Here is a 17,440-nt window from a genome sequence, read left to right on the forward strand (position 1 = left end):
CTTGAAAGTGGAATCAACCATTGATGGAGGTGTCCTAATGAAAGTACTATTTATCGGCGGAACGGGAACGATCAGCTCAGCGATTACGCAGCAGCTGGCAGAAACGGATTGCGAGCTGTATTTATTGAATCGAGGGACAAGAAATAGCGGATTGCCTGCCGGAGTCAACATTCTGCAAGCAGACATCAACGATGAAGCCGCGGTAGCACGGCTTATCGAGAATATGCATTTCGACGTCGTGGCTGATTTTATCGCCTTTCACCCTGAGCAGTTGGAGAGAGATTATCGCCTGTTCAACGGAAGAACGAAGCAGTTTATCTTCATCAGCTCGGCGTCAGCCTATCAGACGCCATTGTCGGATTATAGAGTTACTGAAGGAACGCCTTTATCGAACCCTTATTGGGAGTATTCCAGAAATAAAATCGCCTGCGAAGAGTATCTGATGAAGCAGTACCGGGAGAATGGCTTCCCGATTACGATTGTACGGCCAAGCCATACGTATTGCGAGCGTTCCATCCCGCTGGGCGTGCATGGCGGCAAGGGAAGCTGGCAGGTGGCTAAGCGGATGCTCGAGAACAAGCCGGTCATCATTCATGGGGACGGAACCTCTCTATGGACGATGACGCATAACAGCGATTTTGCCAAGGGCTTTATAGGCTTGATGGGCAACATCCATGCGATCGGCGAATCTGTTCATATCACATCCGATGAGACGGTCACCTGGAACCAAATCTATGAAATTATTGCGGATGCTTTGGGCGTGAAGCTGAATGCAGTTCATGTGTCCTCTGAATTTCTGGCAGCATGCAGCTCGGATGATTTACGGGGCAGCCTGCTGGGAGACAAAGCGAATTCGGTCGTGTTCGATAATTCTAAACTGAAACGCCTTGTTCCGGAATTCGTGGCAACAACTAGGCTTGATCAGGGCATCAAGCAAACCGTGCAGCACATACTGGCCCATCCAGAGCTTCAGCTCGAGGATCCAGAATTTGATGCATGGTGCGACAAGGTTATCGATGCCTTGGACCAAGCTGTGAAGGCAGTAACTGAATAGGAGAGTCCAAGTAAATCAGCAGCACATTCAAAGCCCCTAAGTAGAAGGCGATAGCCTAGCACTTAGGGGCTTCTTGATTTACAGGTTACTTTTTGAGCAGCAAATATACAAAGTAGGGGGCGCCGATCAAGGCAACCATAATCCCTGCCGGAATGCCGTCCGGCTGAACGATGTTCCGGCCGATGGTATCGGCTACGAGCAGCAGCCATCCGCCGATGAGAATCGCGATAGGCATGAACAGCTGGTTGCGCGGCCCGACAAGCGCTTTGGCAATGTGCGGGGCCATTAGGCCGATAAACGAGATTCCGCCTGTGACGGAAACGGCAGATGCCGCAAGGGCAACGGCAGTCAGCAGCAGAACGATCCGCTCTCTTTCAACCGATACGCCTACGCCGATCGTCACTGGCTCACTCAGCTCCATCAGGTTCATACGATGGGCTTTGTATAAGGTAAATGGAATGAGAACGATCAGCCAGGGCAGCATCGCCCAAATGAAGGGCCAATCGGAGCCCCAGATGTTGCCGGCAATCCATTTGGCGATGAAATCGACCTTTGCCCGTTCTGCGGAGGAGATCAGAACAATCATTACCCCGGACAGCGCCATGGAGAAGCCGATCCCGGTAAGTACCAGCCGTACAGGCTGAAGGCCAGCCGTCCTATTATATGAGAACAAATAGATAGCGCATACCGTTAGAAAAGCCCCTATGAAGGCTACTAAAGGAAGCAAGTACACAAACGACCCGGCCTTTATCGGAAAAAATAAAAAGAACACCGCAATAGCCACGCCAGCTCCGGAGTTAATGCCTATAATCCCGGGGTCAGCCAAATCGTTGCGCGTGATCCCTTGCAGGATGGCTCCCGACAAGGCCAGCGCCATGCCAGCCAGCAGCGTAATAACGATTCGCGGCAGCCGGACGGAGAACAGTACGAAATCCTCTTTGAATGTGCCTTGCCCCAGCAGGGTAGGGATTAGCCGATCATAGGATAAGGAGGAGTAGCCGATCCCCATGCCAATAACGACCGTAACGATGATCAGTGCCAGCAGGATTAGCAGAATGAGGCGCTGTTTGCGCAATAATGCCCGTTGTATCATGAGAATGCTTTGCCTCCTTTATGCACGATGAACAGGAAGAAAGGAAGCCCCATCATCGCTACAATGGCGGCCACGGGCGTCTCGTAAGGAGCGTTGATGGTCCGGCCCAGCGTGTCGGCAAACAACATGAACGATGCTCCTGAAATCGCCGACATCGGAATGATGTACCTATAATCGGTACCTACGATGGCCCGGACGACGTGAGGAATCATCAGGCCGATGAACGCCATGTTCCCGACAAGCGCCACGGAAGCTCCGGCCAGCAGAATAATCACGATGAAGAGCACCGTTTTGATGACCGCGATGTTCTGGCCTAGCCCCACGGCAACCTCCTCGCTTAAGCTGAGGATGGTCAGCTGGCGGGAGAGGAATAACGACACCAGGATACCAAGCACGATAAAAGGCACAATGATCAGGAGCTGCTTCCAGGTCGTGCCGATAATGCCGCCGGCCGTCCACATGGATACGTCCTTGGATATTTTGAAATAAATCCCAATGCCTTCAGCGATTGCATACAGGAATGCCGAGATCGCAGCACCGGCCAACACGATTCGAAAATGGGACAGGCCGCCCTTCTTGACAGCGGCGATCCCGAAGACCAACGCGGCCCCGACAGCCGCCCCGATAAAGCAGCCGATCATAATGCCGAAATAGTTGGCGCCAGGAATAAAGGCGATCGTTACGGCTAGGGCCGCATTTGCCCCGGCTGTCAGGCCAAGCAAGCCGGGATCGGCGAGCGGGTTCTTCGTCATGCCCTGCATGATGGCCCCGGCTACCGCCAGAGCAGCGCCGACGAAAATTGCTGCAACTTCACGAGGCAGGCGGATTTCGCGAATCATGGAAATTTTATCGCCTGCAGCATTGGAAGTGAGCGCCAGCCAAACATCTTGGAGCGTCGTATCCGCGGCTCCAAAGACCATGGAAATGACGAACATGCCGATGAATACTATGGTCCCGGCCAAGAGCTTGTAAGGAAAGGGGATGGTTTTTCGTTTATTTGTCGTCATCAGTCTCTCATCTTTCTACGATTACTTGTTCAAGAAGTGATCGATAAAGAACTCCAACTGGTAGTCCAAAGTGAGCGCATCGTTGAAATAAAATTCCTTTGCGTTAGCTTCATATACATGATTGTTCTTGACGGCCGGTATGTTCTTGTACGTATCGGTCTCCTGGTAGGAGTTGTCCGTATCGGGGTTCTTGCTAATGATCAGGTAGTCTCCGGCATATTCCGGCAGAACCTCCAGAGATAAGGCGTAGTAGCCGTCTTTAAGCGCCATTTCCTTGACTTTCTCCGGCATTCCCAGCTTCATTTCCTGATACAGAATTTCCGTGCCGCGTCCCCAGTTGTCGCCGAATACGTAAATCTGCTTATCGAAGTTCTCGATGACCGATACCGTGGCGTCTGCACCGATCTTCGCTTTAATATCTTCCCCAGCTTGTTGTGCACGCTGCTTGAAATCGTCAATCCAGGCTTGGGCCTCTTTCTCTTTGTTCAGCAGCTTGCCGATCTCCAGGTGCTGGGTCAAATAATCGACCTTCCCATAGGTAAACGTAACAGTAGGGGCAATCTCCTGCAGCTTGTTGACGTTGTTAATATTGGATAGACCGATGATTAGGTCGGGATCAAGCTCAATGATCTTCTCCAGGCTTTCGTCGGAGACTTCCTCCACGTCCTTTAGCCTATCGGCAAATCGCGGATTCATCTTCGACCACGAATCGACGCCAACCAGATTTACGTTCAGAGCCATGACATTACCGGCAAAAGAGGACAGCACGATAACGCGCTGCGGATTTGCAGGTACTTCAACCGGTCCATTCTCGGATTGGTATGTGATTGTTCCCGTATTCTCTGAAGTGGCGCCCGTATCTTGACCGGCTCCCCCGTTGTTTCCTGTATGATCTGCAGCCTGGCTGCCACATGCACTAACTAGGAGTGCAAATAACAGCATCAGTGGAATCCATAACTTCTTCACTTCATTAATCCCCTTTTCTACTTGATAATGATTATCAATTTCAATATAATTACTATAAAATCGCTTTGTATTGTTGTCAATCATTTTTTAGGTCTTTAAATATTGTTGAGGAGTGAGTCAATGTGGAGGAGCAAGGGCAGGAGATATTTGATGTAACGATCATTGGCGGGGGGCCTGCAGGACTTTACTCCGCCTTTTACAGCGGGCTTCGGGAAATGAAGGCCAAGCTGATAGAATACCAGCCAAGGCTGGGCGGAAAGGTTCATGTCTATCCCGAGAAGATGATTTGGGACGTTGGAGGATTGACGCCGGTTCCCGGTGCGAAATTAATCGAGCAGCTCGTTGAACAGGGATTGACCTTTAATCCAGAGGTTGTACTGAATGAGAAGGTAGAATCTATTTCTCGCGATGGAGAGGGAATCTTTGTTTTGCAGGCTGCTTCAGGACAGAAGCATTACTCCCGCACAGTCATTGTCGCCGTGGGCGGCGGCATATTGAATCCGCAGAAGCTGGAGATCGAAGGGGCGGAGAGATTCGAGGTGTCCAATCTTAATTACACGGTAAAATCGCTCCAGCGTTTCAAAGGCAAGACCGTCATTATCTCCGGGGGCGGCAATTCCGCGATCGACTGGGCGAATGAACTGGAACCGATTGCCGGCCAGGTCTATTTGACTTACCGGAAAGAGGAGCTGTCCGGGCATGAGGCGCAAGTGACACAGCTATTGAACAGCTCTGCAAGATGTTACTTCAACACGTCGATCACGAAGTTGATTGCCGGCGAGAACCACGAAGCGATAGAGCGAGTAGAATTGACGAATCATGAGACGGGCGAGGTGACGTTCCTTGACATTGATGAAGTCATCATTAATCACGGCTACGAACGCGATACCGCCCTGCTTGAGAATAGTGAACTGAACATAGACATAGCGGATAATTATTATATTGCCGGCAGTTCCGGGAGTGAGTCCTCCATCGAGGGGTTGTATGCGGCTGGGGACATTTTGAAGCATGACGGGAAGCTTCACCTTATTGCAGGAGCCTTTCAGGATGCCGCCAATGCGGTCAACCGGGCGAAGCAGTATATCCAGCCTGACGCTTATAAGAGCGGTATGGTATCTTCCCACAACGAAATTTTCAAGGCGCGCAATCGGGAATTGATTAAACAAATGATCAAGTGAGTGCAGTCCAGTAAGACGATACACGGCATTAAGGCCGATCTATATAAGATCAACTGTACGTAAAGGCTAAATTCGTCTACGATGCAGTTGATTTTTATTTTGGAAATATACATAAACATGCAACATTAGAAAGAATATTGAGTTTATATAAATAGTAAAAGGATGGAGGGAAACATTGATGATGAAGAAAGTAACAACCGCTTTGTTGTCCATCACGGCAGCTTTGGCTTTTAGCATAAGTGCAATAACCGCTCCTTCTGCCGCTGCGTCGAATGTGGACGGTGACCCGGCGGGAGACATCGCCAAAATGTACCGTATCAAGCATGAGCTGAAATTCAATCTGCAGGGTACTTCTGCGACGTTGGATGGAAAGGCTGTCCGTGCAGATAAGCCGATTCTGAAGGATGGGCGGGTCTTCGTGCCGCTGCGGACACTGCAGGAGAGCGGGGCTGCCGTCTCGGTGACATGGGATGCCAAGAAAAGGGAGGCGCAGGTCGTAATGAAGCCGCAGCTTGCCCCGAACTGGCAGGAGCTATCGTTCCGCATCGGCTCGGATCAAATTTACCTGCCTGGCGGGGGCACGATATCAGACGAGAAAATTCCAAAGCCGTTCTTGGCGAACGGGCGCACATATATTCCCGTGAAACCGCTGGCATGGCTCGGCGTTACTGCGTCGCTGGACCAGGGAACGGTCACCTGGAATTGGAGTGAGAAAATCATTGAAGTGCTAACCCCGAGTTGGGAAACTGGTAATGAGACGGCCAAGTTCTCAATGCTGTATCAGGAGGAGATGTACCCCCCTCAATTTTTATTCTCTTTTGGCAGCGGAGCTTGGGGAGGAGGGACGGGCCGAGTGACGGCCAAAGGCATATCGCAGGATGGCCGCCTATACAACCGTATGGAGTTTGAGGCCGAGCTGCGGCCAGGCATTAATCCTTTAAAGTTATACGCCATTTCTGCAGGCACGGCTGATTTCACTATATTGCGCAAGGTTAGCGATCCTGCTGCGGTGCCCGTAAGAATGACAGAGGAAGGCCAGCAATACGTTACACTTCATTCACCGACATCCGGATATGTAAAGGTGAAGAGCGGAGCCGAAGTCGCAATTGAGGGGACGATTGTAAAGCCTCATGACTTATTCGACCAAGTTACTGTAGTAGTACAGAAATATAATCTGAAGCCTGAGGATTCTTATGTTGTATACGAGACAGTCAGCACCAAGAGGCTCCCGATTCAGGCCGGCAAGTTTTCAGGGACAGTTCGAGTCGAGGTCCCGGGTAACTACCTAATCAGAATCGACAGCCCGAACTACATCGCAGCCCCTGAACGCGGGCCGGTAGCGACGAACTGGGCTGAGTTCATTGTCGAGGCGGAATGATTGATTTAGCAGGTTTTTTGAACCTGTGTGGTACCTTTGCGTTTACGCGAACTACGGATTTGCACACGACTGAAGTGCTAAAGACGAGCCAGGCTATGGACAGCAGCGTCAATCCGTTCACCGTATCGGGAGCCGTTGTAAACCGATATAGAGATGGAGCACCGCTGGCGAAAGGAACATATACGTAAATGTAATATTGGACTCCTAAATTTATAATGATGTTCAGCACGAAGCAGATGAGAATGGTTGCGGTTGTGGGTTTTATCAGGAAACAGCCGCCTTTCTTGGCTAGACAGCCAATGAGTGTGGGCAGCCACATAAGTAATACAATTAAGATAAGTAGTCCGCTTATATATAGAAGACTCTTATTTATAGGCGAAATGGCGGGATAATCGGCTTTGGCCAAATGGATAGGCGAGTCCCCCTCCAGTATCCGATAAATATTAAAGTTTGTTTCATCCGTTATATTTTGCTTGGAGTTGGCAAGCAGGGCAAAGCCGTAGGATTTACCTGGAACTATAATGAGATTCGCAGTGAACCCAGGTAAACCTCCTTTTTTCTCGATCGTATTTCTGGTCATTTCCCAGCCGTATCCATAACCGATTGACGAAGAATCATAAATTGCTGCTGAGCGCATTTCACGCAAACTGTTCGATTGAAGAACAGAATCGTCTGAAGCTGCTGAGAGAAAGGAAATGTAAATGCCTAGATCCTTGGCGTTCGTCGATAAACCAGCAGAGCCCAATGTAGCGTAGGTAAGATTCTCATGAAAAGGCCGGAGATTTCCCCAGAGGTATCGGTGCCCGGTGGCTGAATTAGGTTCAAGTTCGTCATCTTGGTTGAAGAAAGTTCGCTTCATGCCGAGTGGCTGAAAAATCTGTTGACTCATATAGTCAGGGAAAGAAAGAGCGCTGACTTCCTCTATAATAAGTTGGAGCAAATCATAGTTTATGTTGGAATATTCATAGGTGATGCCCGGTTCGGCTACAAGAGATACGTTTTGCAGCTTGCGGCTGAGTTGCTGCCTAATCGTCTCTGAGCTTGCTCCAGTTATATCATGGGTATTGAGCCGTCCAGGAAGCCCGCTTGTATGATTTAGCAGGTCACGGATGGTAATGCGGCTGGAGAGAATAGGATCTTTCGTTGTGAACCACGGTAAATACTTTGTGACTGGGTCATTTAGTTGGATTAATTCTGCGTCTCGAAGCTGCATGATAGCCAGTGAGGTAAAGACTTTAGAGATAGAACCGATGTGAAAATTGGTCGAAGTGTTAACCTTTAAGGCACTGTCTTGCTTCAGCACGCCATAACCTTTGGAATAGACAGTACCGTTCTCATCGGCCAGCACGAAGGCCATGCCCGGAATGTTGAATCGCTGCATGTTCTGCGTAATTTCTTCATCTATCTTTTGAAAACTATCTTTATGGATCGTCATTGCGAGGGCGCTAGAGGTCCTAACTGGGAGTAGTTCGAAGCAGCAGATGATAGTAATCAGCAGCATGCTAATTAAGAATCGAATATAAATAACCTCCCCACATAAGGTCAACGTTAAAAAGGACTACCCGGCAGCAGTACCCACACTGCTTATCCGGTAGCCCTCTTGTTGTTTGTGATGGGATCTGCTCCATTTAAGGCCAAGGCCTTGACCTTATTTTGATACGGTCTCCAGAGCAACCTCAATCATGTCGTTGAACGTTGTTTGTCTCTCTTGAGCCGTGGTTTGCTCGCCGGTCAGAATATGGTCACTCACCGTAAGCAGACTTAAGCCTTTTACGCTGAATTTGTTGGCGAGGAAGTACAGCGCCGCTGTCTCCATCTCTACGGCCAACACACCGTGTTTGCCAAGCTTGTTGAATTCATCGCTGCTGTCTGTATAGAACAGGTCGGAGGAAAGGACGTTGCCAACGCGCAGGTTCAGTCCTTTGCTGACACCGATTTCATAAGCGGTTTTAATGGAATCGAAGTTCCCAATTTGCGGGAAGTCGTATCCGGGGAACTGGTTGCGAATGATCGCGGAATTGGTAGCGGCAGCTTGAGCGATAATGACGTCACGGATTTTAACGTCGTGCTGAATAGCACCGCATGTTCCAATACGAACAAGATGTTTGGCACCGTAGTCGTTAATCAACTCATGGATGTAAATAGAAGCGGAAGGCATCCCCATACCGGTTCCTTGAATCGATACGCGCTTGCCTTTGTAGGTTCCCGTATAGCCCAGCATACCGCGGACCTGATTGTAGCAAACAGCATCCTCCAGGAAAGTCTCGGCAATATATTTCGCGCGCAGCGGATCTCCCGGCAGTAAGACGGATTCTGCGACTTCGCCAACTTTAGCTTCGATGTGAAAGCTCATGTAAATTCCCTCCAGCTCAGTTATATTGTGCCTGTTGCAACATTACACGAAAAGCATAGCACAATGCAAGCATCGGGAACTGTTAAGGGGTTAACCTCATCTCTGTGAATTGGTTAACAAAAATATCGTTACGCTGTTAACGGAAGTGAAGCGCTGCCATTTGATATATTGAGAGCAATAAGCCGCCTAATTGTTATACCACTTGCGAAGCGTAGGGAACTCTTCCGTCTCATGACAAATGGATTCTAACAGTTTCATATCAAGGAGGTATAAATGCTTATCACGAATATCGATGAGTCCTTCGGCTTGGAAATCACCAAGGGTTTTGGAGATCGATTCTCGGGTGATTCCGATCATGTTGGCCAGCAGGGACTGATTAATTTTCAGGTCGATCTTGTAAACGTTTTCTTTAGTCGTCCCAAAATTATAATACAGATCCATGATTAGGTTAGCGACTTTGCCGCGGACATCGTAGAAGGTCAAGTAGCGGATCATGCGATTGAGCATCCGGGTACGCTCTACAAGGATTTTGTAAGCGTTTCTTAAGACGATAGGATATTTATCGACGATGTGCATGAAGTCTTGGCCTGAAATTTGCCAGACCGATACATTCTCCAACGCTTCGATCGATGAAATCCGATGATAGTTATTCGCCAGAGATTCAACCTCGCCGATAATATCGCCGGGCGTCGTAATGCTAAGGACCACTTCTTTACCTTCGTACATGCGATAAATTTTAACCATGCCTGAGCGAAGGAGGTAAATTTCATCGCTTTCGTCATTCTCAAACATTAGAATATGGTTCTTCTTGAATTGCCGTTCCTTGAGGAACGGGAATATATATTGTAAATCCTCTTCGGATAGGCCGGCAAAAATGTGAATGTCTGAGAGGTTATCAATCATGATTTCTACGTCCTTTCAGTTTCGTTATATGAACAGCCTGGTTATGAGATTGTAAAGCAGCCCTATCGTTTATTGTATCATGATTTGTCGAAAACAAAGCATAGCGGCATTTTTTGTTAAGGCGTTATTTAGGATGAGTAAAATGAAGCAGCAGCTTCCTTTTCATATTTCCAGAATCGAGGTAAAATTATGAAATTTGAACGAATATGCGTCATAGTCATGGATAGCGTAGGAATCGGTGAATTGCCGGACGCGCCAGCCTTCGGGGACGAAGGCAGCCACACGCTCGGCCATATTTGCGATAGGATTCCGGCGATTCAGTTGCCGAATCTTGCCGCGCTTGGACTCGGGAACATTTCACCGCTGTCTGCCGTCCCGCAGGTGGAGAGGCCACTAGCCAGCTACGGGAAGATGGCAGAGGTATCCGTCGGCAAGGATACAATGACGGGACACTGGGAGTTGATGGGGCTGAAGGTGGAGGTACCCTTTCAAGTCTATCCGAACGGGTTCCCGGCTGAGTTGATCGGTAAATTCGAGGAGATGACCGGCCGCAAGGTTATCGGTAACAAGCCGGCCTCGGGTACGGAAATTCTTGATGAGTACGGAGAGGAGCAGATGCGGACAGGCGCCTGGATCGTGTATACCTCGGCCGACAGCGTCTTTCAAATCGCGGCTCATGAGGAAGTGATCCCGCTGGAGGAACTGTACCGTGCTTGCGAAATCGCCCGTGAATTGACGCTTCATGATCCGTACGTAGTTGGCCGCATCATCGCAAGGCCGTATGTAGGGAAACCCGGCGCGTTCGTACGCACGCCGAATCGGCATGACTACGCCCTTGCCCCGTTTGGAAGCACTGTGTTGGATCAGCTGCAGGCCAAAAATTATGATGTTATCTCTGTTGGTAAAATTTATGATATATTCACAGGACAAGGAATAAAGGAGTCCTTCCCAACAAAGAATAATTTGCACGGTATTGAAACAACGATCCGGCTCCTGGAGCGTTCGTTTGAGGGCTTGTTGTTTACGAATTTGGTGGATTTCGATTCCTTATACGGCCATCGCCGTGACCCTGCAGGTTATGCGGCCTGCCTGGAAGAGTTCGACCGGTATATTCCCGAGTTGATGAAACGGACGGGAGAACGTGATTTGCTCATCATTACGGCCGATCACGGGAATGATCCAACGAGTCCGGGTACCGATCATACCCGGGAATACGTTCCGATCCTGATCTACAATCCTGCGCTTGCGGATCAGGCCGCATCGATCGGGACGAGAAGCACCTTTGCGGATCTGGCTGCTACGATTGCCGACAACTTCGGGGTGGATAAGCCGGAACTCGGGGAAAGCTTCTTAGGGCAGCTGGCACGCAGCCAGGACTAGCAATCATCTAAGTAAGGATCCAAAGACAAATTAACATTAGGGAGGAAATCAACAATGAAAAAGACAATGAAAACGGTATTACCTCTGCTGCTCGTATTTATGCTGGTTCTCACGGCATGCGGACAAAAAGCGGCAAATCCGAACACTGGAGCAGGAAACGCCCCAGCCGGCAATCAAGAAAATATCAAGAAGCTTAAAGTGGGTATGGTTACTGACCTTGGTAGCGTCAATGATAAATCCTTTAACCAAAGCGCATGGGAAGCTCTTCAACAGCTGAAAAAGGACTATGGCTTCGAAGTTAAATATCTTGAGCCTAAAACCGATGCCGACGTTGTACCGAACTTAAATCAATTCGTGAAAGCAAACTATGACCTGACATGGGCTACTGCCTATACACTAGCGGATGCGGTAACTCAACTGGCTAACGAGAATCCGAATTCCAACTTCGGAATCGTAGACTCCGATCTGGTTCTGCCTAACGTTGCTTCGGTATCCTTCAAAGAGCAGGAAGGTTCTTTCCTAGTCGGGGTTATCGCTGGCCTTACGACCAAGACGAACAAAATCGGCTTTGTTGGCGGGATGGAGATCCCGGTTATTAAACGCTTTGAAGTCGGTTTCCGCGAAGGGATCAAAGCCGTAAACCCGGATGCCAAATTAATCGTTAACTACACGGGCTTGTTCAACCGGGTAGATATGGGTAAATCGGCGGCCTCAACGATTTATAACGACGGTGCCGATATCATTTTCCACGCTGCGGGCCTAACGGGCAACGGTGTATTCAACGAAGCGAAAGAGCGCAACAGCAAGGGCGGCAAAGTATGGGTGATCGGAGTCGATAAAGACCAATCCCTGATCTTTGGCGATGATGTAACCCTGACTTCCATGGTGAAAAAAGTGGATGAAGCCGTTTATCAAATCACCAAGAGCTTGGCCGAAGGCAACTTCCCGGCAGGCCAGGTTACGCTGATGGGTCTGAAGGAGAACGGCGTGGATATTGCACCGACATCCAGCAAGAACGTAGCTCCTGAGGTGCTGGCTAAGGTAGAAGAATATCGTCAAAAAATCGTTAACGGCGAAATTGTCGTACCAGAAAAATAATAAATTTCGTCCCCTGTCACCTGGGTGTGTCAGGGGACGGAAACTTTGATGGAGGGGTCTACTTTGACTAAGGCGGACATTGCGTTAGAGCTGAAAGGAATCACGAAGAGATTCCCCGGAGTAGTGGCCAACGATTCGATCAGCTTCCAATTGAAGCGCGGTGAAATTCATGCTTTGCTCGGCGAGAATGGCGCCGGGAAGTCGACGTTGATGAGCATCGTATTCGGATTATACCAGCCGGATGAAGGCGACATTTACGTCAACGGGCAGAAGGAAGTGATTGATAGCCCGAACAAGGCGATTGATCTGGGTATCGGGATGGTGCATCAGCATTTTAAATTGGTCGAGCCTTTCACGGTAACGGAGAATATCATTCTCGGAATGGAGCCGAAGAAGGGCATGAAGATCGATATTAAAGGAGCCAGCGCACAGGTTAAAAAGCTCTCCGAGCAATATAAGCTGGATGTCGATCCCATGGCTACGATCGAATCGATCAGCGTTGGCATGCAGCAGCGAGTAGAAATCATCAAGACACTCTACCGGGGAGCAGATATTCTTATTTTTGACGAGCCAACTGCGGTCCTCACGCCTCAAGAGATCAGCGAGCTGCTGGAAATTATGAGACGTTTGGTTGCCGAAGGAAAATCGATTGTATTGATTACGCACAAGCTGAAGGAAATTATGGAAATTGCCGACACTTGCACGATTATTCGCCGGGGCAAGGTCATTGAGAGCGTGGAAGTCGCCAAGACGAATCCGCAGGAATTAGCGGAGAAAATGGTAGGGAAAGCAGTTAATTTCAAGACGGAGAAGCAGGCTGCCAAGCCTGAAGATGTATTGCTCGAAGTTAAGGATTTAATAGTAGAAAGCGGAAAAGGAAAAAATGCGGTCGACGGACTGTCCTTCTCCGTGCGCGCAGGCGAGATCGTTGGCATCGCAGGGGTCGACGGCAACGGCCAAACCGAGCTGATCGAAGCGATTACAGGCATGCGCAGCATTAAATCTGGGGAAGTTCTGCTTCAAGGCACTAGCGTCACGAACCAATCCCCGCGCGTCATCTCGGAAAGCGGATTGTCCCATATTCCGCAGGACCGGCATAAACATGGACTCGTTCTGGACTTTACAGTCAGTGAAAATATAATTTTGCAAACTTATAATCACCCGGAGCTTAACCAGCGTGGCTTCATTAACGAGAAGGCGAGAGATGAGATGGCCGAGCGCCTCGTCAAGGAGTTCGACGTAAGGACGCCAAGCATCAATACGAAGGTTCGCTCCATGTCTGGGGGGAATCAGCAGAAAGTTATCATCGCCCGTGAAATTGACAAGAAGCCGCAGGTGCTCATTGCGGCTCAGCCTACGCGGGGACTTGACGTTGGCGCGATTGAGTTTGTGCACAAACAGCTTATTGCCCAGCGTGACCAAGGAAAAGCTGTGCTGCTCATATCCTTTGAGCTGGAGGAAATACTGAATGTATCCGACCGCATTCTTGTTTTGTTCGGAGGACAGATCGTGGGCGAGACGACGCCGGAATCGACGAATGATCAGCAGCTTGGGTTGATGATGGCAGGCAAGCATGAAGGAGAGGGCACACATGAATAAATTAATGAGTATTTTCAGGCGTGAATCTGCTGTTATTCCTGTTGTCTCTATTATTATCGGTCTATTATTGGGAGCGCTGATCATGCTGATTGGCGGATATGACCCGCTGCTCGCCTACGAATCCTTGGTGACCAAAATATTCGGCAGCAGCTATGACTTCGGGGAAGCGCTGCGCTCGATCGTACCTCTCGTCATGTGTGGTCTGGCGGTAGGCATTGCATTTCGTGCCGGCCTATTTAATATCGGGGTCGATGGACAGATCATCATGGGTTCCGTCGGCGCGCTCATCGTAGGAACGAAGCTGAGCCTGCCGGCGCCATTTCATGCTATCGTCGCTGTTATTTTTGGCGCAATCCTTGGAGGGTTGTGGGGTGCGCTCGTGGGGTATATTAAGGCGAAACGAGGCATCAATGAGGTTATCACCAGTATTATGTTTAACTTTATAGCGCTGTATTTGAGTCATTATCTTATCCGGTACTTCATGCCGCAGGCAGGAACGCAGCGCTCCGCGATGATTCAGGAATCCGCGAGCATTCAAATCGGCTGGCTGTCCCAACTAATGGGCGGCGCCCGTATTCACTGGGGATTCTTGCTTGCGATTCTTGCCGTCATTTTCTACTCCATTTATCTGAACAAGACGAAATGGGGCTACGAGCTGCGTGCAGTCGGGCTTAGTCCTGATGCGGCCGAGTATGCCGGGATGAAGGTATCGAAAGTTATGGTACGCACGATGTTTATTTCCGGCGTATTCGGAGGGCTGGTCGGTACGTTTGAGGTGCTCGGCGTTTTCAAATACATCGCCATCAACTCGGTGACCTCGGGTCTTGGATTTGATGGAATCGCGGTAGCTCTGCTTGGCGGAAACTCGGCTCTCGGTGTGCTCCTCTCCGGAATGCTGATCGGAGCCCTTACCTATGGTTCGCAAGGCATGAGCTTTGGTGCGGAAGTGCCGGGCGAGATCATTCGGATGGTCATCGGCTTCATTATCTTTTTCGTTGCCGCACCAGGCATTGTGAAGCTCTTCTTCCGTCCGCTATTCAATAAAATGAAGAAGAAGGTGTAAGTGATGGACATTATCAGCAATCTCATGAATGGGACGCTCGTATTCTCCACGGCCTTTATCTTTGCCGCCCTCGGCGGGCTCATCTCCGAGCGTTCGGGCGTCATTAATATTGGTCTCGAGGGCTTCATGGTGTCCGGAGCCTTCTTCTCCGCGGTCATTGCTTATTATGCAGAGACGGCAGGGTTAGGCAATCTGTCGCCATGGCTTGGCATTATCGGAGCCTTTGTATTCACGGCGATTTTCTCCAGTATACATGCCATTGCTACAATCAGGTTTAAGGCAAACCAGGTGGTCAGCGGGGTCGTTATTAACATTCTCGCGGCAAGCTCGACCTTCTTCCTGGTGAAGCTGATTTTTGAAGGCTCGGCGGAAAGCCCGCTGCTTACGACGGTATTCCATAAATATAAAGTTCCGCTTCTGGGCGATATTCCGTTCCTCGGAAATGCATTCTTCAACAACTATCCAACGACGTATATCGCGATTGCGCTCGTGATTGTCATTTACTTTATTATTTATAGGACGGCTATCGGGTTAAGGCTGCGTGCCGTTGGCGAGCATCCAGGCGCCGCGGATACGGTAGGGGTTAAGGTTAACCGGATGCGCTACATGGCTGTTATTCTCAGCGGTTCGATTGCTGCGCTAGGCGGAGCGACAATCGTATTAACCTCGAACGGCAACTTTGCGTTTAACACGATTTCCGGGCAAGGTTATATCGCGCTCGCAGCGGTTATTTTCGGTAAGTGGAATCCAATCGGCGCTATGCTGGCTTCCTTATTCTTCGGCTTGGCTCAAGCTGTCAAGGATCAGCTGCAAATTTTTGAATTTGCCGCCCGTATTCCGAATGAATTTTTCTATATGCTGCCGTACGTCTTGACCATGCTTGTCTTGATTGGCGCAGTAGGTAAGGCTCGCGCACCGAAGGCCTTAGGGGAGCCTTATGAGGTAGGGAAGCGATAGTCGCTGCGGCTTATAGCCGGGCATTATAGCAGAAATGAGGGCTGGAGCCGGTGTAGACCTCCAGCCTTTTTTAATGGATGGCAGTGCAAAATGAAGAGGTGTTCTTATTGGATAGCAGATTGGAAAGATGGTTTCACCTGCAAGAGGAGAAAACCACGATACGTACGGAAATGGTGGCAGGATTAACTACCTTTATGACCGTCGCTTATATTATTGCCGTGAACGGCGCTATTCTGAGCATGGTGGGGATGCCGTATGAGGCGGCCACGATCGTGACGGTCATCTGCTCCTTTATCGGCTGTATGCTGATGGCGCTGTGGGCTAACTCGCCACTGATTCTTGTTCCTGGCATGGGAGACAATGCATTTTTTGTGTTTACGCTCGTCTTCTCGTTAGGGCTGACCTGGCAGCAGGCACTCGCTGCAGTATTCGTAGCCGGAATCGTATTCATGCTCACAACGGTGACGAAGTGGGCGGATTATTTATCACGATCGATTCCGAAGTCGATGATTCATGCGATGACGGCCGGGATCGGATTTTTTATTGCCTTCTTGGGCTTGAAGAACGGTGGGTTGATCATTGCCAGCGAAAGCACCTTCGTAACTCTGGCGAATCTGAGCGAACCGCACGCGCTTACGACGATATTGACGCTGGTCATCGCGCTGCCGTTATTTTTGCGGAATGTCAGGGGGAACTTTCTGATCGCAATTGTGGCGGGAACTGGTATCGGTGCCGCGTTGGGAATTGTGGATTTCTCGGTACTGCGGGACTTCAGCATCTCTTTTGGCGGTTACGGCGAGCTGTTTCTGGCACTGGATTTCAGCGGAATCGGCACCTTCCAGTTTTGGACGGCAGTGTTCTCGTTGTCGATGGTCATTATATTTCAGAACATGGGGGCACAGCTTGGCATGCTCCCGAATAAGTCGAAATTCAGAAGATCGTTTCAAGCCAATTCGTTTTCAGTGATCAGCGCAGGGCTGCTCGGCTGCAGTCCGATGACGACGGCGGCGGAGGGGGCGACCGGCATTGCTTCCGGCGGAAGAACCGGACTAACCTCTCTGACCGCAGGACTGTTGTTCATTCCCGCACTGTTCCTGGTGCCTTTATTTAAAGTAATCCCGAGCAGTGCGATTGCGCCGGTGCTGATTATCGTGGGCTGTCTGATGATCATGTCGATCAAGGAAGTGCCTTTTGATGATTTCACTGAGGCATTCCCGGCTTATATGATGCTGGCCATTATGCCGCTGTCCTTCAGTATTGCGAACGGAATTGCATTTGGCTTCATCGCCTATCCTATTGTGAAATGGGTGACGGGCCGCCGGTCGGAAGTGTCGATGACGATGTACCTGATCGCCTTCTTCTTCCTGCTCTATTTCATATTGGGCTCGATATAGAAGCTGGTGAAAAATAT

The 17,440-nt window shown here is 49.7% G+C and carries 15 protein-coding genes; 9 read left to right on the plus strand and 6 right to left on the minus strand.

Going from position 1 to position 17,440, the window contains the following annotated elements:
- The first annotated feature begins 37 nt into the window (after positions 1 to 37).
- Positions 38 to 1,054 (plus strand): SDR family oxidoreductase, encoded by a 1,017-nt coding sequence (locus ACYUJT_RS15775; RefSeq protein ID WP_460323861.1) that lies wholly within the window; start codon positions 38 to 40, stop codon positions 1,052 to 1,054.
- A gap of 85 nt (positions 1,055 to 1,139) precedes the next feature.
- Here the strand turns inward: ACYUJT_RS15775 and ACYUJT_RS15780 are convergent, their stop codons facing one another.
- From ACYUJT_RS15780 to ACYUJT_RS15790, 3 genes are read right to left on the minus strand one after another with little or no spacing between them, the layout of a single operon-like run.
- On the minus strand, positions 1,140 to 2,147 hold the full coding sequence (locus tag ACYUJT_RS15780) for a FecCD family ABC transporter permease (RefSeq protein WP_460323863.1): 1,008 nt from the start codon (positions 2,145 to 2,147) through the stop codon (positions 1,140 to 1,142).
- Entirely contained in the window at positions 2,144 to 3,154 is a 1,011-nt protein-coding gene (locus ACYUJT_RS15785; protein ID WP_460323865.1) for a FecCD family ABC transporter permease, read from the minus strand. The genes ACYUJT_RS15780 and ACYUJT_RS15785 overlap by 4 nt, the downstream gene beginning before the upstream one ends.
- 21 nt (positions 3,155 to 3,175) lie before the next feature.
- Positions 3,176 to 4,120 (minus strand): iron-hydroxamate ABC transporter substrate-binding protein, encoded by a 945-nt coding sequence (locus ACYUJT_RS15790; protein ID WP_460323867.1) that lies wholly within the window; start codon positions 4,118 to 4,120, stop codon positions 3,176 to 3,178.
- Positions 4,121 to 4,242: 122 nt separating this feature from the next.
- Between ACYUJT_RS15790 and ACYUJT_RS15795 the strand changes: the two genes are divergently transcribed.
- The gene (locus ACYUJT_RS15795; protein WP_460323869.1) at positions 4,243 to 5,298 is read left to right on the plus strand and encodes an NAD(P)/FAD-dependent oxidoreductase; all 1,056 of its coding nucleotides are present in this window, start codon (positions 4,243 to 4,245) and stop codon (positions 5,296 to 5,298) included.
- Between the two features lie 178 nt (positions 5,299 to 5,476).
- Positions 5,477 to 6,676: a stalk domain-containing protein gene (locus ACYUJT_RS15800; protein WP_460323871.1), complete on the plus strand. Its 1,200-nt coding sequence runs from the start codon at positions 5,477 to 5,479 to the stop codon at positions 6,674 to 6,676.
- Here ACYUJT_RS15800 and ACYUJT_RS15805 read toward each other — a convergent pair.
- The 3 genes from ACYUJT_RS15805 to ACYUJT_RS15815 form a co-directional block, all read right to left on the minus strand.
- Positions 6,657 to 8,177, minus strand: a complete 1,521-nt coding sequence (locus ACYUJT_RS15805) for a serine hydrolase domain-containing protein (protein ID WP_460323873.1) — start codon at positions 8,175 to 8,177, stop codon at positions 6,657 to 6,659. The two genes, ACYUJT_RS15800 and ACYUJT_RS15805, sit on opposite strands and share 20 nt — an antisense overlap.
- A gap of 147 nt (positions 8,178 to 8,324) precedes the next feature.
- Complete coding sequence (deoD, locus tag ACYUJT_RS15810; protein ID WP_460323875.1) at positions 8,325 to 9,029, minus strand: purine-nucleoside phosphorylase; 705 nt, start codon at positions 9,027 to 9,029, stop codon at positions 8,325 to 8,327.
- 186 nt (positions 9,030 to 9,215) lie between these two features.
- Positions 9,216 to 9,932, minus strand: coding sequence for a Crp/Fnr family transcriptional regulator (locus tag ACYUJT_RS15815; protein ID WP_460323877.1), 717 nt, complete (start codon positions 9,930 to 9,932; stop codon positions 9,216 to 9,218).
- A gap of 189 nt (positions 9,933 to 10,121) precedes the next feature.
- Here ACYUJT_RS15815 and deoB point away from each other — a divergent pair, with 189 nt between their 5' ends.
- The 6 genes from deoB to ACYUJT_RS15845 all read left to right on the plus strand — a co-directional run bounded on the left by deoB (position 10,122) and on the right by ACYUJT_RS15845 (position 17,423).
- The gene (gene deoB, locus ACYUJT_RS15820; RefSeq protein ID WP_460323879.1) at positions 10,122 to 11,312 is read left to right on the plus strand and encodes a phosphopentomutase; all 1,191 of its coding nucleotides are present in this window, start codon (positions 10,122 to 10,124) and stop codon (positions 11,310 to 11,312) included.
- A gap of 54 nt (positions 11,313 to 11,366) precedes the next feature.
- Positions 11,367 to 12,410, plus strand: coding sequence for a BMP family lipoprotein (locus tag ACYUJT_RS15825; protein WP_460323881.1), 1,044 nt, complete (start codon positions 11,367 to 11,369; stop codon positions 12,408 to 12,410).
- Positions 12,411 to 12,473: 63 nt separating this feature from the next.
- Entirely contained in the window at positions 12,474 to 14,009 is a 1,536-nt protein-coding gene (locus ACYUJT_RS15830; RefSeq protein WP_460323883.1) for an ABC transporter ATP-binding protein, read from the plus strand.
- On the plus strand, positions 14,002 to 15,072 hold the full coding sequence (locus ACYUJT_RS15835; RefSeq protein ID WP_460323885.1) for an ABC transporter permease: 1,071 nt from the start codon (positions 14,002 to 14,004) through the stop codon (positions 15,070 to 15,072). The genes ACYUJT_RS15830 and ACYUJT_RS15835 overlap by 8 nt, the downstream gene beginning before the upstream one ends.
- Before the next feature lie 3 nt (positions 15,073 to 15,075).
- A complete protein-coding gene (locus tag ACYUJT_RS15840; protein ID WP_460323887.1) occupies positions 15,076 to 16,029 on the plus strand; it encodes an ABC transporter permease in 954 nt (317 codons plus the stop codon).
- A gap of 107 nt (positions 16,030 to 16,136) precedes the next feature.
- Positions 16,137 to 17,423 carry an NCS2 family permease gene (locus ACYUJT_RS15845; RefSeq protein ID WP_460324190.1) on the plus strand — a complete coding sequence of 429 codons (1,287 nt, stop codon included), beginning with the start codon at positions 16,137 to 16,139 and terminating at the stop codon, positions 17,421 to 17,423.
- Positions 17,424 to 17,440 lie beyond the last annotated feature (17 nt).

The sequence above is a fragment of the Paenibacillus sp. YSY-4.3 genome (assembly GCF_054767475.1).

Excerpts from the sequence above, each read along its gene's own strand:
- ACYUJT_RS15835 (WP_460323885.1), top strand. The coding sequence starts at position 14,002 with ATGAATAAATTAATGAGTATTTTCAGGCGTGAATCTGCTGTTATTCCT.
- ACYUJT_RS15785 (WP_460323865.1), bottom strand. The coding sequence starts at position 3,154 with ATGACGACAAATAAACGAAAAACCATCCCCTTTCCTTACAAGCTCTTG.
- ACYUJT_RS15780 (WP_460323863.1), bottom strand. The coding sequence starts at position 2,147 with ATGATACAACGGGCATTATTGCGCAAACAGCGCCTCATTCTGCTAATC.
- ACYUJT_RS15805 (WP_460323873.1), bottom strand. The coding sequence starts at position 8,177 with ATGCTGCTGATTACTATCATCTGCTGCTTCGAACTACTCCCAGTTAGG.
- ACYUJT_RS15800 (WP_460323871.1), top strand. The coding sequence starts at position 5,477 with ATGATGAAGAAAGTAACAACCGCTTTGTTGTCCATCACGGCAGCTTTG.
- deoD (WP_460323875.1), bottom strand. The coding sequence starts at position 9,029 with ATGAGCTTTCACATCGAAGCTAAAGTTGGCGAAGTCGCAGAATCCGTC.
- deoB (WP_460323879.1), top strand. The coding sequence starts at position 10,122 with ATGAAATTTGAACGAATATGCGTCATAGTCATGGATAGCGTAGGAATC.
- ACYUJT_RS15775 (WP_460323861.1), top strand. The coding sequence starts at position 38 with ATGAAAGTACTATTTATCGGCGGAACGGGAACGATCAGCTCAGCGATT.
- ACYUJT_RS15825 (WP_460323881.1), top strand. The coding sequence starts at position 11,367 with ATGAAAAAGACAATGAAAACGGTATTACCTCTGCTGCTCGTATTTATG.
- ACYUJT_RS15815 (WP_460323877.1), bottom strand. The coding sequence starts at position 9,932 with ATGATTGATAACCTCTCAGACATTCACATTTTTGCCGGCCTATCCGAA.
- ACYUJT_RS15840 (WP_460323887.1), top strand. The coding sequence starts at position 15,076 with ATGGACATTATCAGCAATCTCATGAATGGGACGCTCGTATTCTCCACG.